This is a genomic window from Ruegeria sp. CDSA221 (assembly GCF_059611825.1).
In genome coordinates this window covers 205,557-226,994 of sequence record NZ_JBXWPK010000005.1, presented here as the reverse complement: position 1 = coordinate 226,994, position 21,438 = coordinate 205,557, and the positions used below count along the sequence as shown (strand labels likewise).

Genomic DNA, 21,438 nt, shown 5'->3' with positions numbered 1-21,438 from the left:
TGTCTATCGTTGAATAAGCGCGTCGACAGCCGCGCGCTTTACAGCGGCGGTCAGCGGCGAAAGGGCCGAGGATAAGACACGCCCGACCTGCCAGGTCAGCGGCACATCAAGGGGTGCGTCTGGTATCAGAGGGCAGAGCCGACCATCTGCCAGAGCCTGCTGGACTAACCCTGTCGGGTTCATTCCCCACCCAAGACCGGCAATCGTTGCATCCACAAACCCGTGTGAGGATGGCAGAAAATGCGATGGCGGGGAAATGTGGTGCCCAAACTCTCTCGCAAACCAGGCTTTCTGAAGACCGTCCTTTTGATTGAAGGTCAGGCACGGTGCCATGGCAAGGCTGCTTTTGGTTACACCGTCCCGGAACCATTTATGCATAAAACCTGGGCTGGCCGTTGGAATATACCTGAAATCCCCAAGTGGATGGGCATCGCAGCCAGAGACCGGTTGCCCTCCGGTGGTAACAGCCGCGCTGACCTCACCGCGGCGCAACCAATCGGCCGAATGGTCCTGGTCATCAATTACCAGATCGAACAGCAACTCATCTGTTTGGGCCATCGCAGCGATGAACCATGTGGCCAAACTGTCTGCAGGAATTGCAATGCGCACCTGGGTCGGGCCAGAGGTTCCCTCCAACGCAAGTTCACGGGCCAGCTGTGCCTCAAGCAGCCCGATATCCTCGGCGTATCTGGCAATGCGCAGGCCGGCGGGTGTCGCTGTGCAGGGCGCACCACGAGTGATCAGAGCGGCGCCTATCCGATCCTCTAATGACTTGATCCGCTGCGATATCGCCGAAGGCGTCACCGACAGCTCTGTGGCGGCGGCGTCAAAGCTTCCGTGGCGTAGAATGGCCGAAAGTGCGGCAAGGTGATTGGGATCCAGCAACATTAGCAGAGCTTAACCAGGTGTAACTTCTTTAATTTGATAAGTCGACTGACTGGCTCTAGTCAATCAAATCGAACACAGGAGGTTTCATGTCCGCATCTCTGATTTCCGGATTCGCTCTGGGCTTTAGTCTGATTTTGGCCATTGGTGCGCAGAACGCCTTTGTCCTGCGTCAAGCGCTGCGCCGCGAACATGTTTTTGCCCTATGCCTGACCTGCGCCGTATCGGATGCCATTCTGATTGCGGCAGGGGTTGCCGGGTTCGGAACGCTTGCTCAGACTGCTCCTTGGTTCGAGCCGGTCATGCGCTATGGCGGGGCTGTGTTTCTGACCTGGTACGGGTTGCGCAGCCTGCTATCGGCCTGGCGCGGCGGGTCTTCCATGGATGTCAGTGAAGGGACACGTTCAAGTCTGAGGTCTGTCCTGCTGACCGTGCTGGCATTCACCTGGTTGAATCCGCATGTCTATCTGGACACGGTGGTTCTGATCGGGTCGATATCTGCACAATATGATGACCGGTTGGCCTTTGCTATTGGAGCGATGCTGTCCAGCTTTGTCTTCTTCTTCTCGTTGGGCTACGGGGCAAGGATTCTGTCGCCGGTCTTTGCCCGCCCAAGGGCATGGCAGGTGCTGGATGTTGTTATCGGTTTTGTCATGCTGGCGATTGCGGTCAAGCTGGTGGCGATCTGAGGTCTTGTTCCCACCTGTGTTTCGGTGTTGAACCGTTAACATGACAACTCAACCTAACACCTATCGGCCATTGGCGGGAATGTTCTGGATGTTTTCCGCCGGTCTGTCCTTTGTTGTCATGACTGCGCTCGTCAAATCTCTGGGCACCTCCATGGACCCGATACAGGCCGCATTTCTGCGCTTTGTCTTTGGGTTGGTGTTCCTACTGCCAGCGTTAAGGCTGATCGTTACGACACCTCTGACACGTAGGCATCTGACACTGTTCGGCATCCGCGGGGTGGTTCACGCCATTGCCGTGATGCTGTGGTTTTTTTCCATGACCCGAATTCCGTTGGCCGAAGTCACGGCCATGAACTACATGACGCCAGTCTATGTCACATTGGGTGCTGTCCTGTTTCTAGGCGAGAAACTAGCCTTCCGCCGGATTGCCGCCATTGGTGTCGCATTGATCGGTGTCGCAATTATTCTCCGACCTGGGTTTCGGGATATCTCGGTTGGTCACGTGACCATGTTGGGGACTTCGTTGACGCTTGGTGCATCCTACCTGCTGGCCAAGATGCTGGTGCGAGATATGCCGCCCTCGGTCGTGGTTGCACATATGTCCATATGGGTGACGATGGCGCTGATACCTTTCGCCATTGCCGTGTGGTCCCCTCCAAGTCTCCATGATTTGGGTGTGCTGTTTCTGGTTGCCTGTTTTGCCACACTTGGACACTATCTGATGACCTTGGCCCTGCAGGCCGCCCCCGTAGCAGTGACGCAGCCCGTCACATTCTTACAGCTGATCTGGGCCACGCTGGTTGGGGCGTTGGTTTTCCACGAAAGCGTAGATTTGTGGGTGGTCGCCGGCGGCACGCTGATTCTGTTGGCAGTCAGTTTTATTGCCTGGCGCGAGGCCGTGTTGAACCGCAGCAGCCTGACGACCCCCAGTATTGCACCTAAACTCTAGCCGATTTCTGCCGAAAAAACGTTATTAATTGACGAGTCAATAAAAATCTCCTAGCGTTTTTCTATCAAAAGCAGTTGAGGGGTACGGATGCCGAAACTCGGAATGGAGCCAATCCGCCGTGATGCGATCGTAAAGGCAACGATTGCTGAGCTCGGGTCGAAAAAATCCCTCGATGTAACCGTCAGCCAGATCGCTAAGCGGGCTGGCATGTCCAGCGCGCTGGCACATCACTATTTCGGCGGTAAAGATCAGATTTTTCTGGCAGCGATGCGCCGCATCCTGTCGGATTTCGGGGCAGAGGTCCGGTCCGAACTGAAAGCAGCCACGCCAAGTGGACGCGCGCAGGCGATCATCCGGGCATGCTTTGCCCCATCCTGTTTCACGCCGGATGTGACGGCAGCGTGGATGACGTTCTACGTTCTTGCGCAGACTAATGACGACGCCCTGCGATTGTGGCAGATTTATCAGGCCCGTATCCGGTCTAACCTGGTTTATGCGCTGCGCCCGCATTTGGCCGATCCGGTTGAGGCGGCCGGGAACATGATCGCCTTGATAGACGGACTTTATATCCACGCCGCGCTGAGCGCCCCGGAAGAACCGCAACTGGCTGTAAACCACGCGATGCGCGTGCTCAGCACCTTGCTCGAGGCCGAGAAATGACAAAACCTAATATTCTGATCCTGATGGTGGATCAGTTGAACGGGACCCTTTTTCCTGACGGTCCTGTCGACTGGCTGCATGCGCCAAACCTGAAAAAGCTGGCCGAACGATCCACGCGATTTGCGAATGCCTATACGGCGTCGCCCCTGTGTGCGCCGGGTCGGGCCAGTTTTATGTCCGGTCAGTTGCCGTCGCGCACTGGTGTCTATGACAATGCCGCCGAGTTTGGCAGTGATATTCCGACATATGCCCACCATCTGCGCCGTGCAGGGTACTATACCTGTCTGTCGGGCAAGATGCATTTCGTCGGGCCCGATCAGTTGCACGGGTTTGAAGATCGCCTAACTACCGACATCTACCCCGCCGATTTCGGCTGGACCCCGGACTACCGTAAACCAGGCGAGCGGATTGACTGGTGGTATCACAATATGGGTTCGGTCACGGGCGCAGGTGTAGCCGAGATTTCCAACCAAATGGAATATGATGACGAGGTGGCCTATAACGCCAAGTCCAAGCTATACGATCTGGCCCGTGGCAAGGACGACCGTCCATGGTGCCTGACTGTAAGCTTTACACACCCGCATGATCCCTATGTTGCACGTCGCAAATACTGGGACCTGTACGAAGATTGCGAGCACCTTCTGCCCGAAATTGCCGACCTTGGTTATGATAATCAGGACCCGCATTCGAAACGGATTTTTGACGCCAATGACTGGCGCAGCTTTGACATCACTCAAGAAGATACCCGCAAATCACGCCGCGCCTATTTCGCCAATATCTCTTATCTGGACGACAAGGTCGGAGAAATCCTCGAGGTGTTAGAGACCACGCGGCAAGAGGCGATCATCCTGTTCGTTTCGGATCATGGCGATATGCTTGGTGAACGCGGATTGTGGTTCAAGATGACCTTCTACGAAGGGTCATCCCGCGTCCCGCTGATGATTTGTGCGCCCGATCTGCCAGCGGGCCGGATCGACGCTCCGGTTTCGACCATAGATGTGACGCCGACCTTGGGTGCTCTTGCCGGTGTCGATATGGCAGAGATCGCGCCGTGGACAGATGGCGAAAACCTTGTGCCGCTGGCCATGGGGCACGAGCGCAGTGCGCCGGTCGCGATGGAATATGCAGCCGAGGCCTCCTATGCGCCACTGGTGTCCTTGCGTTATGGCAAATGGAAATACAACCGATGTGCGCTAGACCCTGATCAACTGTTCGACCTCGAGGCGGACCCTTCCGAGTTGGAGAACCTCGCAGACAGGCCAGAGCACGCAGGAACGTTGCAGACCTTGCGTGCCAAGTCCGATGCCCGTTGGGATCTGGATCGGTTCGACGCCGAAGTTCGCGCCAGCCAGGCGCGTCGCTGGGTCGTGTACGAGGCGTTGCGCCAGGGCGGGTATTATCCTTGGGACTACCAGCCCCTGCAGAAAGCATCTGAGCGGTACATGCGTAACCACATGGATCTGAATATCGTCGAGGAAAGCCAACGCTTTCCACGCGGAGAGTAACAACCCGAATTAACAAGACCCTCTCCGGTCAGGCAGAGATTTTTCGATGAAAAATCTTGGCTCCGGTTGAGAATGGAGACCCGAAAATGGAAGCAGATTTCGTCATCGTCGGCGCAGGTTCCGCAGGCTGCGCGATGGCATATCGTTTGAGTGAGGCCGGTGCCTCGGTTCTGGTGATCGAGCATGGCGGTACCGACATGGGCCCGTTTATCCAGATGCCCGCCGCGCTAAGCTATCCGATGAACATGTCGCGCTATGACTGGGGCTATCAATCCGAGCCTGAGCCGCATCTGAACAACCGCCGCCTGGCCTGCCCGCGAGGGAAGGTGATCGGCGGATCCTCTTCGATCAACGGAATGGTTTATGTGCGCGGCCACGCCCGGGACTTCGATACCTGGGCCGAGATGGGCGCGGATGGCTGGTCTTATGCGGATGTGCTGCCGTATTACAAACGGATGGAGACCTGGCATGACGGCGGTCATGGTGGTGATTCCGCGTGGCGGGGCACTGACGGGCCGCTGCATGTGTCGCGGGGCCCGCGTGCGAACCCGCTGTTCCAGGCCTTTGTCGATGCGGGCCAGCAAGCCGGGTATGAAATCACGGGCGACTATAACGGTGAAAAGCAAGAAGGCTTCGGCCCGATGGAGCAGACCGTCTGGAAAGGGCGGCGCTGGTCGGCGGCAAATGCTTATCTGCGGCCTGCGCTCAAGCGCGAGAACTGCGATATCGTGCGCGGTCTTGCGACCCGGATTGTTCTGGAAAACGGAAGCGCTGTTGGTGTTGAACTGATCCGTGGCGGCAAGACAGAGGTCATCCGCGCCCGCCGCGAAGTGGTCATCGCAGCCTCGTCCATCAATTCGCCGAAACTTTTGATGCTGTCTGGAATCGGCCCGGCTGCGCATTTGGCTGAGCAGGGGATCGGAGTTGTTGCAGACCGTCCGGGGGTTGGCGCAAATCTACAGGACCATTTGGAGCTGTATATCCAGCAAGCCTCGCTTCAGCCGATCACGCTCTACAAACACTGGAACCTGGTCAGCAAAGGCCTGATCGGGGCGCAATGGCTGTTCACCAAGACCGGCCTTGGTGCCTCGAACCAGTTCGAAAGCGCGGCCTTCATCCGATCAAGGCCGGGTGTCGAATACCCCGACATCCAGTACCACTTCCTGCCGATGGCGGTGCGCTATGACGGGCAGGCTGCGGCCGAAGGGCACGGGTTCCAAGCACATGTGGGTCCGATGCGATCGGAATCACGGGGTGCTGTGACATTGCGCTCAGCTCGACCCGAGGACGCACCTGTCATCCGGTTTAATTACATGAGCCAGGAAAAAGATTGGGAGGAGTTCCGCACCTGTATCCGCCTGACGCGAGAGATTTTCGGGCAAGAGGCGTTCAGACCCTTTGCCGGGAAAGAGATTCAGCCCGGTGCTGCGGTACAAACAGATGAAGAGTTGAACGCCTTTATCGCTGAGCATGCCGAAAGTGCCTATCATCCCTGCGGCACCTGCAGGATGGGACGGGCGGATGACCAGAACGCGGTTGTCGACTCCGAAGGCCGGGTGATCGGCGTGGATCGGCTGCGTGTGGCGGACAGTTCGATCTTTCCGCAAATCACCAACGGCAACCTTAATGCGCCGTCGATCATGGTGGGCGAGAAAGTCTCGGATCATCTGCTGGGCAAAGATCCGTTGCCCAAAGCCAATGATCAGCCTTGGATTCATCCGCAATGGGCCTCGGCGCAGCGCTGATTTGATCCGCGTCAAAGCGGGGGGAGTGGGACCAATATAGACCTGAATCGCAACGCATTTTCTAAGGAGCGAACAGGAATGTCCCACACCCCGCACGAATTGGCCGAAGAGTTTCCCGACAAGGTCGAATTGATCAGTCAGCTTAAACAGTCCGATGCGCATTTTTCTCGTCTGGCTGAAGAGTATCATGAGGTCAATCGTATCGTGCACCGCGCGGAAACTAACGTCGAGCCGATGGAGGACCTTGCCGAAGGCGAGCTGCGCAAGAAACGCGCCGCACTGAAGGATGAGATCTGGGCGATTTTGTCGAACGCTTAAGGGTTGGGCGGGGGCATTGCCCCCGTTTCGGCTGGCCGCGGTTTTAGGCCGGGTAAAGCTCAGGTGACTTCATAGGGTAAGGTTCCGCGGGTATGAGTGTCGATGGACAGGCGACGTTCCAGCGGAGGAACTGACCGTTGGTGGCAGTTCTGGCGTTCGCAGATCCGGCACGAGATACCTATGGGCTCGTAGGCACTGGCGTTTGAGATATCCAGATTGTCGGCATAAACCAACGCTTCGGCGTGGCGGACCTCGCATCCCAGCGCAATCGCATAGCGCCGGACAGGCGCTCCGTACGAACCGCCCGATTTCGAAACATCCCGCGCCAGCGAGATATAGCGGACCCCGTCCGGGGTTTCGGCAAGCTGCCGCAGGAAGTGACCCGGAGTTTCAAAGGCGCGGTGCACATTCCACAACGGGCACGCACCGCCAAAGCGCGCAAATTGCAGGCGCGTGGCGGAGTGGCGTTTTGTGATCGTTCCGGCCTGATCCACCCGAACAAAGAAAAATGGTATCCCCTTTGCACCGGGGCGCTGCAGTGTCGAAAGCCTGTGGGCCACCTGTTCGATGGATGCTCCAAAACGATTGCTGAGCAATTCCAAATCATGGCGGTAAAGCTGGGCTGCACTGAGAAATTCGCCATAAGGCATCAGAGAGGCGCCAGCGAAATAATTCGCCAGGCCGATCTTCGCAATCGCGCGCGCCTCATCACTGTGAAATTTGGCGAAATCCAGTGTCGCTTCAAGCAGCTTGTCCTGATTGATTAGGGATACCTGCAAGAGCAGCTGAAACACTTGTGTTTGCGGTGCAATCCGTGATGACAGCAGCAATGTTTTGCTATCCGCATCGTATTTCCGGGTTTCTTCGATATCCGGGAACTGAACGCGAATACCGTTTTCACCCAAGCTTTCGATTGCGGCGGCGCGAATTCCGCCTTTGTCCTGGGCGCGGCCAGAAAATCGTTCTGCGGCCCGGTCAACCGCGTCTATGTAGTTGTCGCAATAATGGAAAAAGTCTCGCACTTCTTCCCAGGGGCTGGCCTGAATCTGTGCGTCTTCACGTCCCAGGGCTTCGTCCAGCGAGGCCAGCCTTTCATGCGTCTGGCGATACGTGCGGTGCAGGGCGATAAACGCTCGGGCCATTGCGGGGGCGTTTGAAGCTGTTAGGCGCAGATCAGCGAGCGGTGGCATGGCGTCATCAAACACGGGGTCCGCCAGCGCCTCGCGCAGGTCTGAGACCAGACGTTCGCTGTCGCCAGTGCTAAGTTCGGTCACGTCCATGCCGAATTCCTGCGCCAGAGCCAGAACAACCGTGGTCGAGATCGGGCGGTTGTTATTCTCCATCTGGTTCAGATAGGGAAGCGAAACCCCCAGTTTGGCTGCGAATTCTTTTTGTGTCAGCGTCAGGCGCGTGCGCATTTCACGCAGTTTTGCACCAGCATAGAGCTTTTGGGTCGCCATGGCGTGCCTTTGCAACTTTTCTAATCTTGAACGCTAGCTTTGCAAACCGTCCTGCGCAAGGCGTGTTACAGGCCCAAATACCGTTCGCGCCGGATCACGATGGCAATAGCAACGATGGCAAATGTTGCAGAGGCCAACATCAGCCACAGCAGCGGCATCGCGCCTGTTTCATGGGTTAGTATTGCGCCCGTGAGCGCGCTCAGGCCAGCTCCGCCGCCCAGCATGATGGCCCCGCTCAGCCCAGATGCTGTCGCGGCCAGGTGCGGGCGGACGGACAGTGCGCCTGAAGTTGCGTTTGGAATGGTCATACCATTGCCCACACCAACAATAGTCATGAACCCAAAGAAGCTGAGAACCGAGCCGAAGCCCGTAAGGAACACGATAGTCGACAGTGCAACGCCGGTTGCGTTCATCCAGCACCCCCAAAGAACCATCCGGTTCACGCCAAAGCGGACAGAGAACCTGCCGCTGAAGAAGTTGCCGAAGAAATAACCCACCGCAGGGGCGCCGAAGTAAATGCCAAGTTCTGACGCTGTTAGGCCGAACAGTTCAGTCCCGACGAAAGGCGCGCCGCCCAGATAGGCGAAGAAAGCGCCCGACGACAGGGCTGAGGCCATGGAATAGCCCCAGAACCGAGGGGATCTTAGCAATTCCGGGTATTCACGAAACTGCTGCAGCAAGGTCAGCCCGCTTTTGCGGGATGTTTCTCCGAAGTCGGAATAGGTCAGCATTAGCGCCAGTAGGCCCAGCCCAAAAGGAAGCCAGAAATTTGCCTTCCAGCCAAAGCTCTCTTCCAGAAAGCCGCCGATGGCAGGGCCGATCATTGGAACAATGGCCATTCCCATGGTGACATAGCCGATCATTGAAGCGGCTTGATCTGCTTCGTAAAGGTCTCGCACCGCTGCGCGGCTAAGGACCATTCCAACTGCTACGACCGCTTGAAACATCCTGAAGGCCAGAAATACTTCGGCGTTCGGGGAGTAGATGCAACCCAGTGTTGCAATCAGAAACAGAACCAATCCCCAGAGAATAACTGGCCTGCGGCCAACCTTATCTGCGATGGGGCCGATCAGAATTTGGATTACTGCGCTGATCATCAGATACAGAGCGATCGACAGCTGCATGACTTTGTAGTCTGCGTCAAAATACGCGGCCATATTGGGCAGGCTGGGAAGGAAAAGATTCAAGCTCAGCGCTGACAGCCCGGATAGCATCACAAGTGTGGCAATGGTGGGGGGCGAACGACGCGCTGGCGAAAAAGTAAACTGCATGGTTCACATGTATAGTGACGGTTTTTGGGATTGCCATCCGTGACCGTGTCTCAGTGCGAAACTTTGCATGTTTACAATTACCCAAAACTGTATTTTCAAAGATTTGCAAATTTGCCGAATGAGGCTTTGGTCTGAACGAAACTAAGTATAGTGTCGCGCCAAATTTCAAAGGGGATCATCGTTATGAAAGACATCCTTTCCGAGCTTGAAGGCCGCCGCAACGATGCACGGCTGGGAGGTGGGCAAAAACGTATTGATGCGCAGCATGCGCGGGGCAAGCTCACCGCACGCGAACGCATAGAGCTGTTGGTGGATGAAGGCAGTTTCGAAGAATTCGACATGTTTGTCAGCCATCGTTGCACGGATTTCGGGATGGAAAATCAAAAGCCTGCAGGCGATGGTGTCGTCACCGGATGGGGCACAATCAATGGTCGTATGGTCTATGTCTTCAGCCAGGACTTCACCGTTTTCGGCGGGTCTCTGTCGGAAACACACGCGCAGAAAATCTGCAAGATCATGGACATGGCAATCCAGAATGGTGCTCCGGTGATCGGCATCAACGATTCGGGTGGTGCGCGAATCCAGGAAGGTGTGGCCTCGCTTGCGGGTTATGCCGAGGTGTTCCAGCGTAACATCATGGCCTCGGGCGTGGTTCCGCAGATCAGTGTGATCATGGGCCCCTGCGCCGGTGGCGCCGTCTACAGTCCGGCGATGACCGACTTTATCTTTATGGTCAAAGACACCTCGTACATGTTTGTGACAGGCCCCGATGTCGTCAAGACAGTCACCAATGAGGTTGTAACCGCCGAAGAGCTGGGTGGTGCATCGACCCATACCAAGAAATCCTCGGTTGCCGACGGTGCATTCGAAAATGATGTCGAAGCACTGGCCGAAGTGCGCCGTCTTGTCGATTTCCTACCGTTGAACAACAAGGAAAAACCGCCCGTTCGTCCCTTCTTTGACGAGCCGGGCCGGATTGAGGCTTCGCTGGATACGTTGATTCCGGACAACCCGAACACGCCTTATGACATGAAAGAACTCATTGCCAAAGTGGCGGACGAGGGTGATTTTTACGAAATTCAAGAAGATTACGCCAAGAACATCATCACGGGCTTTATCCGTCTGGAAGGTCAGACCGTAGGTGTTGTAGCCAACCAGCCGATGGTGCTGGCCGGCTGTCTGGATATCGACAGCAGCCGAAAAGCCGCGCGCTTCGTCCGGTTCTGTGATTGCTTTGAAATTCCGATTTTGACACTGGTCGACGTGCCGGGCTTTTTGCCGGGAACCTCGCAGGAATATGGCGGTGTGATCAAACATGGCGCAAAACTGCTGTTTGCCTATGGCGAGGCGACCGTTCCGAAGGTCACAGTGATCACCCGAAAGGCCTATGGCGGTGCCTATGACGTGATGGCATCCAAACATCTGCGTGGCGATTTCAACTATGCCTGGCCCACCGCCGAGATCGCGGTGATGGGGGCCAAAGGCGCGACCGAAATCATCCACCGTGCCGATCTGGGCGATGCCGAGAAAATCGCACAGCACGCTCAGGACTATGAGGACCGGTTCGCCAATCCGTTTGTGGCTGCGGAACGTGGATTCATTGATGAGGTGATCATGCCGCATTCGACCCGCCGCCGCGTATCGCGAGCTTTTGCAAGCTTGCGTAACAAGCAACTGAAAAACCCCTGGAAAAAGCACGATAACATTCCGCTGTAAGCTGAAGGTCGCGGGGCAGGTGCTCTGGTGTGCCTGCCTCTCGGCACGTTGGTGTAAAGACCACCAAACGGCGAATTTGACTTTGAGAGCAAAGCTGCTAAATGAAATGCCTTATTGGACATAGAAAAGCGCGAGCCAGTAGGCATGCGCGCGCGATCCCGGAGAGAGGAGCTCGCCTTTGGTGGGTCTGGGATCGCGCCTTATGTCTGGCAATTCTCTGTCTTGGTTCGCCTACATTCGCTGAAGCATTGGTGCCGGTGCCCTCTGGGCAGCCTGTACATCTGAACGACGTCCTGCTGGACAACAATCCGGGCGAGTTATGGCTGCGCTTTCGGTTCATCGCGCCAAAGATCGGCTCGGATGTGGGACGCATTGGATATGATGTCGCCACGATCGACATGGAGCACCTGTGTCAGACGCTGGCCGTGGCCTATGTCGCGCACCACAAGCTGGAACCAGCCAGGGTTGTGATTTCCCTGTCGAACAAGCCGATAGATTTTGGCCATACCGCGCCGGATGCCACGCAGTTCTTCGAAGCGTATCTTCTGCAGGATTCCCAATGTGTCTGGGACGGAGGGATTTGAGAATGGTTGTCAATTACCACAATTTCTGTGCATTCCCCTTCGCCTCAAAGGACCTTAGCGAAGAGGCGCTGAAATGTTGAAACATCGCGGATTTCCCGGCCGTCTGACCGGGACGGATTATCAATTCACTATCAGACGGGCCAACCCAAAGGGTGTTACCCCACTGACAACGCGTGAACGGTTCCGGGATCGTAAACCTGCTGATCGTCGCGCGGATGCAGCCTTTATCGAGGCCTTGTGGGAGCATTTCGGCGACCAGCCATTCGAACGTGGCAATCTGGATGCCGGTCGCCTGAGCTGGTTTTTCGGGCGTGAGGTCATTCCGGCGGAGGATCCGTTTGACCCCGCCAGCTATGATGCCTTGCTGGTCATTGATCCGAGCGTGGCCAGAGCCTCGTTTCCTGACATTTTCGGCGGGGATAGCTGAAGGTGATCGACGTCGTCGCACATAAACGCCTTGAAAATTCCAACAGGGTTTCTTTGCCCCGGTTGGGCCAAGAAGGATATGTGCGCTGTGCAGATCGGGCGCGTGACAATCGCGCAAAATACCTGAGGGAAACGGCGCAAACCGCTGATTCTATGGCCTGTATAACCCGTGGCTTGGTGGCGGGAGAACCATCAAGGCTTGGGCAGGAAAAAGGCCGGTCGGCGGGGGTTGGCCGCGGCGACTTAGGATCGAATTCTTCAGGTCATGTGATCTCAGGTAGCGTTGATAAAACAAAGGTTTGCGTGACTGTCGGGGCGCGAATTTCACCCTGCTCAACCAAAGTTCACGCGAGCGGAATCGGCGCGTTTCTGCGCGATATTTCGCTGAATGGGCAGATTCTGGCCGGAAATTTCACCACTGGCCAATCCCGGTTTGCAGGTGCAACCGGGCCGTGCATGGTGAGCGGGTCGTGCGGCTCTACTTTGCCTGCGTCGCACGCGCACCTACTATTCCGTACCCCTTCCTTCCGCGGGCAGGCTTGTGGTTTTCACAATGTCCTGCCCGCGTTTTTCTTTGTGCAAACTTCAGTCATTGGATGGCATAAAACTGCGCAAATGGGCATTTCGGTAGGCTCGTTATTGAATAACAGTGGCGATTTCCCGCATCTGGCTCTGAAATTGTTAAAAAACCAAAAAGGGCAGACATCATGCGAATCTCGAAAGTCATTCTTGCAATGGCGATCTGTGCAGGGCTCGCGGCGTGCGGAGACTCGACCGGCGAGCAGGCGTTGCTTGGCGGCGGAGCCGGCGCCGTTGGCGCGGCAGTCGTCAGTGCCGACCCGCTGTTGGGTGCCGTGGTCGGCGCGGCAGGCAACGTGCTTTACTGCAAGACCCAGAACAACTGTAGATAACGAAATCTTCGGGGCCCCCGTCGCCCCGACCGTCATCGCGCGACACGCCGTCGTGGGGCCATTGCCCCGCGGCGGCGTTTTGCGTTTCCAGAACTTCAAGACAGAGGACGTTCCATGTTCAACAAGATCCTGATCGCCAACCGGGGCGAGATCGCCTGCCGGGTTATCAAAACCGCCCGCAAGATGGGCATCGGCACGGTCGCCATCTATTCTGACGCGGACAAGAACGCCCTGCATGTATCGATGGCGGATGAGGCGGTGCATATTGGCCCACCGCCTGCAAACCAGTCCTATATCGTCATCGACCGCGTGATGGAGGCAATCCGTCAGAGCGGCGCGCAGGCGGTTCACCCGGGGTATGGTTTTCTGTCGGAAAACTCGAGATTCGCCCAAGCTCTGGATGCCGAAGGCGTGGCCTTTATCGGCCCTCCGGTCGGTGCGATTGAAAGCATGGGTGACAAGATCACCTCTAAAAAGATCGCGCAAGAGGCCGGCGTCTCTACGGTTCCGGGCTATATGGGCCTGATCGAAGACGCCGACGAGGCCGTCAAGATTTCGAATGAGATCGGATATCCGGTCATGATCAAGGCCAGTGCTGGCGGCGGTGGCAAGGGTATGCGGATCGCATGGACCGACGACGAGGCGCGCGAAGGGTTCCAGTCCTCCAAGAATGAAGCCGCGAATTCCTTTGGCGATGACCGGATTTTCATTGAGAAGTTCGTGACCCAACCCCGTCACATCGAGATTCAGGTTCTGTGCGACAGCCATGGTAATGGCATCTATCTGGGCGAACGCGAATGCTCGATTCAGCGCCGAAACCAGAAGGTTGTGGAAGAGGCGCCATCGCCTTTCCTGGACGAGGCGACACGCAAGGCGATGGGCGAACAGGCGGTGGCCTTGGCCAAGGCTGTGGATTATGCCAGCGCTGGCACGGTCGAGTTTATCGTTGATGGTGACAAGAACTTCTATTTTCTGGAAATGAACACACGCCTGCAGGTGGAACACCCGGTGACCGAACTGATCACCGGTGTCGATCTGGTCGAACAGATGATCCGCGTCGCGGCCGGTGAGAAGCTGTCGATCTCGCAGGACGATGTCACACTGACCGGCTGGGCGATTGAAAACCGTTTGTATGCCGAAGATCCTTATCGTGGCTTCTTGCCGTCCATTGGTCGTTTGACGCGCTACCGCCCGCCGCAGGAAACTGCCGCTGGTCCGCTGTTGGTAAATGACAAATGGCAGGGTGAGGCCCCCAGTGGAGAGGCCGCCGTTCGCAACGATACCGGCGTCTATGAAGGCGGCGAGATCAGTATGTATTACGATCCGATGATCGCCAAGCTCTGCACCTGGGCCCCGACCCGTGATCAAGCGATTGAGGCGATGCGAGTGGCGCTGGACAGTTTCGAGGTCGAAGGCATCGGGCACAATCTGCCGTTCCTGTCGGCAGTGATGGATCATCCGATCTTCATCAAGGGCGAGATGACTACCGCGTTCATCGAAGAACAGTACCCCGATGGGTTCCAGGGCGTAGAGCTGCCCGAGGCTGACCTGCGCCAGATCGCAGCTTCCTGCGCCGCCATGCACCGGGTGGCTGAGATTCGCCGCACCCGTGTATCGGGCCGGATGGACAACCATGAACGCAAGGTCGGCAAACGCTGGGTCGTGACCCTGCAGGGCCAGGAATACGCAGTTCAGGTGAATGCCGATAAAGAGGGCGCGACGGTCAAATTCGAAGACGGCGCGACATTGCGCGTGGCCTCGGAGTGGACGCCGGGCGACCAGCTGGCGGTGCTGGACGTAGACGGTAGCCCGCTGGTTCTGAAGGCCGACAAAATCTCGGGCGGGTTCCGGATCCGCAACCGGGGCGCGGATATGAAGGTGCATGTGCGCCGTCCGCGTCAGGCGGAACTGGCCAAGCTGATGCCCGAGAAACTGCCGCCGGATACCTCGAAACTTCTGCTCTGCCCAATGCCTGGCCTGATCGTGAAGGTCGATGTCGAAGTGGGCCAAGAAGTGCAGGAAGGTCAGGCGCTGTGCACCATCGAGGCGATGAAGATGGAAAACATCCTGCGCGCCGAGAAAAAAGGCACCGTTGCCAAGATCAACGCAGGCCCCGGCGACAGCCTCGCCGTGGATGATGTGATCATCGAGTTTGAATGATCATGACCGTGCGTTTGACATATCCTGCAAGGGAACCGGCGGTCGCCGCCGGGGCCGTCGGGTATGGGAAACGCGTTCAGCCGCCCTCGCGCCGTTCACGGATTTCGCGTTGGCGCAGGGGGGTCTTGTCGATGGAGCGACCGATTTCACGCACGCTCCAAGGGGAAGGCTTGCGCAGTTTGACCACGCCGTCCTTGTCGACAAACACCATCTGGAACCCGCGCGGGCGCAGTTTTGACCGGATGGGCGAGCGGGCGTCAGGGTCAGTGTCGATCAGAACGACCACATCGCGGTCGCGCATGACGTCCTCCCCTTCCAAAAGCATGTCGACCTGCTGCTGGAATCGCGGGTCAGCAGGTGTATCGGCAAAGACAACAATGGGCCGCTTGATCCACAGATATTCGCTGAGCTCGCTATCCCCCACAGGGCGGACAAATTCATCGTCAGCCGGGGCTGCCCCGTCAGCTGCCAGGGCCGCCAGTGGAAATAGCGCCGAAAAAACAAAGGCTAGCGTTCGTGTCATTGGGCCTCCTGTTGGATTGAATATAGTCCCTGTGCGCACGAATGCGACCAGCGAAATGCACGCAGCCCATAAAATATTGCGTCCCATCCAATTCCAATGGGCGCAACCACGGATGATAACGCGCGGGCCACGCCCTTGCGCGACCCGAATTGAGAAAAGGATATCGCAATGACCAATAGGAAAGACTGGCAGGCGCTGGCCGAGAAAGAGCTGCGCGGTCGCCCGTTGGACGACCTGACAAAAGAGACGCTGGAAGGCATCGCCGTCAAGCCACTCTATACGCAGGAAGATACGGCTGATCTGCCACATATGGGCTCCATGCCCGGGTTTGGGCCGTTCACGCGCGGGGTAAAGGCAACAATGTATGCCGGTCGTCCTTGGACGATCCGCCAATATGCGGGGTTTTCCACCGCCGAAGAATCGAATGCCTTCTACCGTCGCAATCTGGCGGCGGGTCAGCAGGGGGTCTCGGTGGCTTTCGATCTGGCCACGCACCGCGGATATGACAGCGACCACCCACGCGTTGTCGGCGATGTGGGCAAGGCCGGTGTGGCCATCGACAGTGTAGAGGACATGAAGATTTTGTTCGACGGCATCCCGTTGGACAAGGTCTCGGTCTCGATGACCATGAACGGTGCCGTGGTTCCTATCCTGGCAAGTTTCATTGTAGCGGGTGAGGAACAGGGCCACGACAAATCCGTCCTGTCCGGCACTATTCAGAATGACATTCTGAAAGAATTCATGGTGCGTAACACCTATATCTACCCGCCTGAGCCTTCGATGAAGATCATCTCGGACATCATCGAATATACGTCGAATGATATGCCCAAATTCAACTCGATCTCAATCTCGGGCTATCACATGCAAGAGGCCGGGGCGAACCTGGTGCAGGAGCTGGCCTATACGCTGGCTGACGGGCGCGAATACGTTCGTGCAGCGACACAGGCCGGAATGGATGTCGACAAATTCGCTGGTCGCTTGTCGTTCTTTTTTGCCATTGGCATGAATTTCTTCATGGAAATTGCCAAGCTGCGTGCGGCCCGTACCCTTTGGCATCGGGTGATGACCGATTTCGGCGCGAAATCCGAGCGCTCTAAGATGCTGCGGACCCATTGCCAGACCTCGGGCGTGTCGCTGCAAGAACAAGACCCCTATAACAACGTGATCCGCACCGCCTATGAGGCGATGAGTGCGGTTCTGGGCGGCACCCAATCGCTGCATACTAACGCCTTGGACGAGGCGATTGCGCTGCCCACCGATTTCTCTGCTCGCATTGCACGGAACACGCAGCTGGTGCTGCAAGAGGAGACCGGGGTGACCGATGTGGTCGATCCGCTAGCCGGGTCTTTCTATGTCGAAAGCCTGACCAATGAGCTGGTCGAAAAAGCCTGGGCTCTTATGGAAGAGGTCGAGGAAATGGGCGGCATGACCAAGGCCGTTGCATCCGGCATGCCAAAGCTTCGGATAGAAGAAAGCGCCGCCCGACGGCAGGCGATGATCGACCGGGGTGACGAGGTAATCGTCGGCGTCAACAAGTACCGCAAGGAACGGGAAGACCCGATAGACATTCTGGATGTCGACAACGTGGCTGTCCGCGAGGCGCAGGTGGCACGTCTGGAACGCATCCGTGCCACGCGCGATGAGGCTGCCTGCCAAATGGCGCTGGACACCCTGACGACCACCGCCCGCGATGGCGGCAACCTGCTGGCCGCTGCTGTCGAAGCCGCCCGTGCCCGCGCATCCGTAGGAGAGATCAGCATGGCAATGGAAAAGGAATTTGGTCGCCACCGCGCCGAGGTCAAAACGCTGGCCGGTGTTTATGGGGCCGCCTATGAGGGCGACGAAGGCTTTGCCGCCATCCAGAAGTCCATTGAGGGTTTTGCTGAGGCCGAAGGCCGTCGCCCGCGCCTGCTGGTTGTCAAGATGGGGCAGGACGGGCATGACCGGGGAGCCAAGGTGATCGCCACAGCCTTTGCCGATATCGGCTTTGACGTGGACGTTGGCCCGCTGTTCCAAACGCCGGCCGAGGCAGCACAAGACGCGGTGGACAATGACGTCCATGTCGTCGGCATTTCGTCTCAGGCAGCCGGGCACAAGACGCTGGCCCCGCAGCTGGTCGAAGAACTGAAAAAGGCCGGGGCTGAGGATATCATCGTCATCTGCGGAGGTGTCATCCCGCAACAGGATTATAAGTTCCTCTATGATCACGGGGTTAAGGCGATCTTTGGTCCGGGTACGAACATCCCAGAGGCGGCACAAGATATCCTGCGTTTGATCGGCGAAGCCAAAGATTGAACCGGCACCAAGATTTTTCGTCGAAAAATCTTGTGATCCAGCGCCTTTGAGGAAAACATACGGCCAGACCCTTGCGGTCTGGCCGTATGTCATCTGGGGGGCTCATCCGTGTTACTTGATCACTTGGCGGTTGCTGGCGAAACGCTTGAACAGGCTTCGGCTCATGTCGAACAGGCGCTGGGCGTACCCTTGCATGATGGCGGCAAGCACGAGAAATTCGGAACTCATAACCGGTTGTTGGGCCTGCGGGACGGTTTGTATCTGGAAGCCATCGCGATTGACCCCGATGCACCCAATCCGCAAAGAACCCGCTGGTTCGATCTAGATCGGTTTCAGGGCGCTCCCCGCCTGACCAACTGGATTTGCCAGGTTCCGGATATCGAGGCCTCGCTGACGGTCTTTCCTGACGGAGTCGGCCAACCGATCGACCTAAACCGTGGCGCGCTGCGTTGGCGCATGGCGGTGCCTCCCAATGGGCGCCTGCCGTTTGATAATCTTTTCCCGGCGCTGATCCAGTGGCAGGGTGACCTTCACCCGGCAAACATGCTGAACGACAGTGGCTGCCAGCTGCGCCGCCTAGTCGTCTATCACCCTGATGCGCTGGATCTCGCCAAAGCGGTGGGGCCGTTGGGGCAAGTTGAGTTCGACAGCGGTCCGGCGGCGTTGCGTGCCGAAATCGACACACCGCACGGGGTACGGGTATTGGAATGAACATCCGGCAAGCCCAGCCAGAAGATGCACCCGCTGTTGCGGCGATCTGGAATGCGATCATCCGCGATACGCTGATCACATTCACCACTGACTTGCGCAACGATGACGCCGTTGCCTTGGATATCGTCTCCAGGGGGGCGGCGTTTCTGGTGGCCGAGCGTGACGGCGTTGTTCTGGGCTTCGCAACCTATGGTGCGTTTCGGTCAGGGCCGGGCTATGCCCATACGCGTGAACACTCGATCCTGTTGGCACCGCAGGCGCGGGGCCAGGGGATAGGCCGCGCATTGTTGCAGGCCTTGGAAGCCCGCGCACAGATGGACAATGTTCATGTTCTGATTGCGGGCATTTCCTCGGCCAACCCTGCGGCCATCGCTTTCCATACGGCTGCCGGATTTACACAAGTGGGCCTGATGCCCGAGGTGGGGTTTAAATGCGGTCAGTGGTTAGATCTTGTGCTGATGCAGAAAATTCTTGCCCCGCAGTGATCTGTCGCACCTGACAGTCGCGACGGAGCGGGTTAGGGTGCGCTCATGTCGATTTGGACCCGTATATCCGATGCGCTAAGCGCGCTTGCACAGGGCGAAAGCCTGACGGCCGTGTTCGAGAAACTGCGCACGCCGCCGGAACGCTCGGTCGCCTTTGCGATTGCGGTCATCGCCCTGGGGGCTAAGATGGCCAAGGCCGACGGGCAGGTCACGCGAGACGAGGTTACTGCCTTTCGGGATGTATTCCAGATCGCGCGCGAAGATGAGGCCGGTGCAGCCCGTGTCTTTGACATGGCGCGCACCGATGTCGCCGGGTATCAGGAATATGCCAGCAAAATTGCCTATATGTTCGCAGAAGACAGCACCACCTTGTGCGACCTGATGGAGGGGTTGTTTCATATCGCAATGGCCGACGGGTTTTATCATCCCAACGAAAATAAGTTTCTGGAAGATGTCAGCCGGATATTCGGTCAGACCGATGCTCAGTTTCTGGCCTTACGCGCACGGTTTGTACCGGATGCACCAAAGGATCCCTATACGGTGCTGGGTGTGCCGCGGAATATGCCTCTGCCCGACATTCGTAAGGTCTGGCGACAACTTGTACGCGACACTCATCCCGACGCCATGATGTCACGAGGCGTTCCGGAAGAGGCCATTCGTCTGGCCGAAAAAAAGATGATCGACATCAATCGCGCCTGGGATGAAATCAAAGGCGCGCAGGCCTGAACCGATGCGATTGGCAACCTACAATATTGAATGGTTCGCCAATCTCTTCGACCGGCAAGACCGTTTGATCGTAGATGACAGCTGGTCCGGCAGATACAATGTCACCAAAGCTGAACAGATCGAGGCCATCGCAAAAGTGCTGACGGCGATTGATGCGGATGCCGTGCTGATTGTTGAAGCTCCGAATACTGGTAAGACGCAGAACACGGTGCGTGCGTTGCAAGGGTTTGCCGAAGCGTTCGATCTCCGCATAGGAAACGCGATCATGGGGTTTCCGAACGATACCCATCAGGAACTTGCGTTTCTTTTCGATCCTCAGATCCTGTCATTGCGCCATGATCCCAAAGGAAACAAGGAAGGAAAAGGGGCTGCCCCTCGTTTTGATGGCGTGTTCAAGATCGACCTGGATATTGATGCAACCGAGGATCATGTGCGCTTTTCCAAGCCGCCAATGGAGTTGTCAGCGCAGACGTCAGGCGGGGCGACGTTCCGCCTGATCGGAGCGCATCTGAAATCCAAAGCCCCGCATGGGGCAGAAAGCCGCGATGAGGCGATCCGGATATCCATCGCCAATCGACGCAAACAGCTTGCACAGGCTGTCTGGTTGGGGCGGCGAGTACAGACGCATATTGCGGCTGACGAGCATGTCATCCTTTTGGGCGATCTCAACGACGGGCCGGGCTTGGATGAGTTTGAAAACCTGTTCGGGCGCTCATCTGTTGAAATCCTGTTGCAGACCGGTCTGTTCGATCCGCATGCGGTGATGGCAAATGAGGCTGAACCCGAAATCTTACCCTCGTCCGCGCGCTTTGTGCGCCGCGACAGGGCTGATCATCTTGAGGCGTTGTTGGATTATGTCATGATCAGCGAAGGGCTGCGCGCAAAGCGTCCGAAATGGCGCATCTGGCACCCCTTTCAGGACCCGGCTTGTTTGGCCGCGCCGGATCTGCACAAGGCGTTGCTGACTGCCTCGGATCACTTCCCTGTCACGCTGGATATTGATCTGTGACCTTTCATCGCCGGCGTGGGCGACTTATATCTGAAGCATGAAAAAGTTCATTTCAATATGTGTGGTCACAGCGGCCATGGGCGTTCCGGCACAGGCAGAGGACGACACAGGCAAATCCTTGATGGAACAAGGGGCTGAGTTGTTCTTTGAAGGGCTGCGTCAGGAAATGGAACCCGCGCTTGAGGATTTGTTGGGGCTGGCAGATCAATTCGGCCCCGCGATGCAGTCGTTTTTTGAGGAAATGGGACCGGCCCTGGCGGAACTGGCCGCCGAAGTGCAGGACTGGAGCGTTTACGAGGCTCCGGAAATCCTGCCGAACGGGGATATCATTATCCGCAAAAAGCCGCCCGAGCCCGAGGTTGAGCCGGAAAAACCCGAAAATGAGCCCGAAGGCGAGATTGATATCTGAG

21 protein-coding genes are annotated in these 21,438 nt (G+C 57.2%); 17 read left to right on the top strand and 4 right to left on the bottom strand.

Annotation, left to right across the window (positions count from 1 at the left end; all coding sequences use genetic code 11):
• Positions 1-3 precede the first annotated feature (3 nt).
• On the bottom strand, positions 4-888 hold the full coding sequence (locus AC2FJ5_RS10070; RefSeq protein WP_496793263.1) for a LysR family transcriptional regulator ArgP: 885 nt from the start codon (positions 886-888) through the stop codon (positions 4-6).
• A gap of 86 nt (positions 889-974) precedes the next feature.
• Here AC2FJ5_RS10070 and AC2FJ5_RS10065 point away from each other — a divergent pair, with 86 nt between their 5' ends.
• From AC2FJ5_RS10065 to AC2FJ5_RS10040, 6 genes are all read left to right on the top strand, one after another.
• Positions 975-1,574, top strand: a complete 600-nt coding sequence (locus AC2FJ5_RS10065; protein ID WP_496793261.1) for a LysE/ArgO family amino acid transporter — start codon at positions 975-977, stop codon at positions 1,572-1,574.
• A gap of 40 nt (positions 1,575-1,614) precedes the next feature.
• Entirely contained in the window at positions 1,615-2,523 is a 909-nt protein-coding gene (locus AC2FJ5_RS10060; protein ID WP_496793260.1) for a DMT family transporter, read from the top strand.
• A gap of 87 nt (positions 2,524-2,610) precedes the next feature.
• Entirely contained in the window at positions 2,611-3,183 is a 573-nt protein-coding gene (gene betI, locus AC2FJ5_RS10055) for a choline-binding transcriptional repressor BetI (protein ID WP_271949443.1), read from the top strand.
• Positions 3,180-4,688, top strand: coding sequence for a choline-sulfatase (gene betC, locus AC2FJ5_RS10050; RefSeq protein WP_142636786.1), 1,509 nt, complete (start codon positions 3,180-3,182; stop codon positions 4,686-4,688). Before betI ends, betC begins: the two co-directional genes overlap by 4 nt.
• A gap of 86 nt (positions 4,689-4,774) precedes the next feature.
• Entirely contained in the window at positions 4,775-6,433 is a 1,659-nt protein-coding gene (gene betA / locus AC2FJ5_RS10045) for a choline dehydrogenase (RefSeq protein ID WP_496702021.1), read from the top strand.
• A 78-nt stretch (positions 6,434-6,511) separates the two neighbouring features.
• On the top strand, positions 6,512-6,751 hold the full coding sequence (locus AC2FJ5_RS10040) for an HP1242/YdcH family protein (RefSeq protein ID WP_142636790.1): 240 nt from the start codon (positions 6,512-6,514) through the stop codon (positions 6,749-6,751).
• A gap of 59 nt (positions 6,752-6,810) precedes the next feature.
• Here AC2FJ5_RS10040 and AC2FJ5_RS10035 read toward each other — a convergent pair whose 3' ends face one another.
• Both AC2FJ5_RS10035 and AC2FJ5_RS10030 read right to left on the bottom strand, forming a co-directional pair.
• On the bottom strand, positions 6,811-8,211 hold the full coding sequence (locus AC2FJ5_RS10035) for a helix-turn-helix domain-containing protein (protein ID WP_142636792.1): 1,401 nt from the start codon (positions 8,209-8,211) through the stop codon (positions 6,811-6,813).
• 65 nt (positions 8,212-8,276) lie between these two features.
• Positions 8,277-9,482: a multidrug effflux MFS transporter gene (locus AC2FJ5_RS10030; RefSeq protein WP_281972733.1), complete on the bottom strand. Its 1,206-nt coding sequence runs from the start codon at positions 9,480-9,482 to the stop codon at positions 8,277-8,279.
• A 183-nt stretch (positions 9,483-9,665) separates the two neighbouring features.
• On the opposite strand from AC2FJ5_RS10030, the gene AC2FJ5_RS10025 reads away from it, so the two are divergent.
• The 5 genes from AC2FJ5_RS10025 (at position 9,666) to AC2FJ5_RS10005 (ending at position 15,279) form a co-directional block, all read left to right on the top strand.
• Entirely contained in the window at positions 9,666-11,198 is a 1,533-nt protein-coding gene (locus AC2FJ5_RS10025; protein WP_142636795.1) for an acyl-CoA carboxylase subunit beta, read from the top strand.
• Between the two features lie 257 nt (positions 11,199-11,455).
• Positions 11,456-11,782 carry a DUF6497 family protein gene (locus AC2FJ5_RS10020; RefSeq protein ID WP_271949451.1) on the top strand — a complete coding sequence of 109 codons (327 nt, stop codon included), beginning with the start codon at positions 11,456-11,458 and terminating at the stop codon, positions 11,780-11,782.
• Positions 11,783-11,855: 73 nt separating this feature from the next.
• A complete protein-coding gene (locus AC2FJ5_RS10015; RefSeq protein ID WP_142636799.1) occupies positions 11,856-12,209 on the top strand; it encodes a hypothetical protein in 354 nt (117 codons plus the stop codon).
• 706 nt (positions 12,210-12,915) lie between these two features.
• A complete protein-coding gene (locus AC2FJ5_RS10010) occupies positions 12,916-13,119 on the top strand; it encodes a hypothetical protein (protein ID WP_496793259.1) in 204 nt (67 codons plus the stop codon).
• Between the two features lie 114 nt (positions 13,120-13,233).
• Positions 13,234-15,279 carry an acetyl-CoA carboxylase biotin carboxylase subunit gene (locus AC2FJ5_RS10005; protein WP_281972736.1) on the top strand — a complete coding sequence of 682 codons (2,046 nt, stop codon included), beginning with the start codon at positions 13,234-13,236 and terminating at the stop codon, positions 15,277-15,279.
• 76 nt (positions 15,280-15,355) lie between these two features.
• Here AC2FJ5_RS10005 and AC2FJ5_RS10000 read toward each other — a convergent pair whose 3' ends face one another.
• Positions 15,356-15,802, bottom strand: a complete 447-nt coding sequence (locus AC2FJ5_RS10000; protein WP_496690937.1) for a DUF4174 domain-containing protein — start codon at positions 15,800-15,802, stop codon at positions 15,356-15,358.
• A gap of 168 nt (positions 15,803-15,970) precedes the next feature.
• Between AC2FJ5_RS10000 and scpA the strand changes: the two genes are divergently transcribed.
• From scpA to AC2FJ5_RS09970, 6 genes are all read left to right on the top strand, one after another.
• Positions 15,971-18,097: a methylmalonyl-CoA mutase gene (gene scpA / locus AC2FJ5_RS09995; RefSeq protein ID WP_496793258.1), complete on the top strand. Its 2,127-nt coding sequence runs from the start codon at positions 15,971-15,973 to the stop codon at positions 18,095-18,097.
• 108 nt (positions 18,098-18,205) lie between these two features.
• Positions 18,206-18,808, top strand: coding sequence for a VOC family protein (locus AC2FJ5_RS09990; RefSeq protein ID WP_271949459.1), 603 nt, complete (start codon positions 18,206-18,208; stop codon positions 18,806-18,808).
• Positions 18,805-19,293, top strand: a complete 489-nt coding sequence (locus AC2FJ5_RS09985) for a GNAT family N-acetyltransferase (RefSeq protein WP_271949461.1) — start codon at positions 18,805-18,807, stop codon at positions 19,291-19,293. Before AC2FJ5_RS09990 ends, AC2FJ5_RS09985 begins: the two co-directional genes overlap by 4 nt.
• A 45-nt stretch (positions 19,294-19,338) precedes the next feature.
• A complete protein-coding gene (locus AC2FJ5_RS09980) occupies positions 19,339-20,019 on the top strand; it encodes a molecular chaperone DjiA (protein WP_142636813.1) in 681 nt (226 codons plus the stop codon).
• A 4-nt stretch (positions 20,020-20,023) separates the two neighbouring features.
• Positions 20,024-21,028, top strand: coding sequence for an endonuclease/exonuclease/phosphatase family protein (locus AC2FJ5_RS09975; protein ID WP_496793256.1), 1,005 nt, complete (start codon positions 20,024-20,026; stop codon positions 21,026-21,028).
• Positions 21,029-21,065: 37 nt separating this feature from the next.
• Complete coding sequence (locus AC2FJ5_RS09970) at positions 21,066-21,437, top strand: hypothetical protein (RefSeq protein WP_496689681.1); 372 nt, start codon at positions 21,066-21,068, stop codon at positions 21,435-21,437.
• The last annotated feature ends 1 nt before the right edge of the window (position 21,438 follow it).

Bases quoted from the DNA above. Each gene is read 5' to 3' on its own strand.
- AC2FJ5_RS10070 (WP_496793263.1), bottom strand. From the start codon at position 888: ATGTTGCTGGATCCCAATCACCTTGCCGCACTTTCGGCCATTCTACGC.
- AC2FJ5_RS10065 (WP_496793261.1), top strand. From the start codon at position 975: ATGTCCGCATCTCTGATTTCCGGATTCGCTCTGGGCTTTAGTCTGATT.
- AC2FJ5_RS10060 (WP_496793260.1), top strand. From the start codon at position 1,615: ATGACAACTCAACCTAACACCTATCGGCCATTGGCGGGAATGTTCTGG.
- betI (WP_271949443.1), top strand. From the start codon at position 2,611: ATGCCGAAACTCGGAATGGAGCCAATCCGCCGTGATGCGATCGTAAAG.
- betC (WP_142636786.1), top strand. From the start codon at position 3,180: ATGACAAAACCTAATATTCTGATCCTGATGGTGGATCAGTTGAACGGG.
- betA (WP_496702021.1), top strand. From the start codon at position 4,775: ATGGAAGCAGATTTCGTCATCGTCGGCGCAGGTTCCGCAGGCTGCGCG.
- AC2FJ5_RS10040 (WP_142636790.1), top strand. From the start codon at position 6,512: ATGTCCCACACCCCGCACGAATTGGCCGAAGAGTTTCCCGACAAGGTC.
- AC2FJ5_RS10035 (WP_142636792.1), bottom strand. From the start codon at position 8,211: ATGGCGACCCAAAAGCTCTATGCTGGTGCAAAACTGCGTGAAATGCGC.
- AC2FJ5_RS10030 (WP_281972733.1), bottom strand. From the start codon at position 9,482: ATGCAGTTTACTTTTTCGCCAGCGCGTCGTTCGCCCCCCACCATTGCC.
- AC2FJ5_RS10025 (WP_142636795.1), top strand. From the start codon at position 9,666: ATGAAAGACATCCTTTCCGAGCTTGAAGGCCGCCGCAACGATGCACGG.
- AC2FJ5_RS10015 (WP_142636799.1), top strand. From the start codon at position 11,856: ATGTTGAAACATCGCGGATTTCCCGGCCGTCTGACCGGGACGGATTAT.
- AC2FJ5_RS10010 (WP_496793259.1), top strand. From the start codon at position 12,916: ATGCGAATCTCGAAAGTCATTCTTGCAATGGCGATCTGTGCAGGGCTC.
- AC2FJ5_RS10005 (WP_281972736.1), top strand. From the start codon at position 13,234: ATGTTCAACAAGATCCTGATCGCCAACCGGGGCGAGATCGCCTGCCGG.
- AC2FJ5_RS10000 (WP_496690937.1), bottom strand. From the start codon at position 15,802: ATGACACGAACGCTAGCCTTTGTTTTTTCGGCGCTATTTCCACTGGCG.
- scpA (WP_496793258.1), top strand. From the start codon at position 15,971: ATGACCAATAGGAAAGACTGGCAGGCGCTGGCCGAGAAAGAGCTGCGC.
- AC2FJ5_RS09985 (WP_271949461.1), top strand. From the start codon at position 18,805: ATGAACATCCGGCAAGCCCAGCCAGAAGATGCACCCGCTGTTGCGGCG.
- AC2FJ5_RS09980 (WP_142636813.1), top strand. From the start codon at position 19,339: ATGTCGATTTGGACCCGTATATCCGATGCGCTAAGCGCGCTTGCACAG.
- AC2FJ5_RS09975 (WP_496793256.1), top strand. From the start codon at position 20,024: ATGCGATTGGCAACCTACAATATTGAATGGTTCGCCAATCTCTTCGAC.
- AC2FJ5_RS09970 (WP_496689681.1), top strand. From the start codon at position 21,066: ATGAAAAAGTTCATTTCAATATGTGTGGTCACAGCGGCCATGGGCGTT.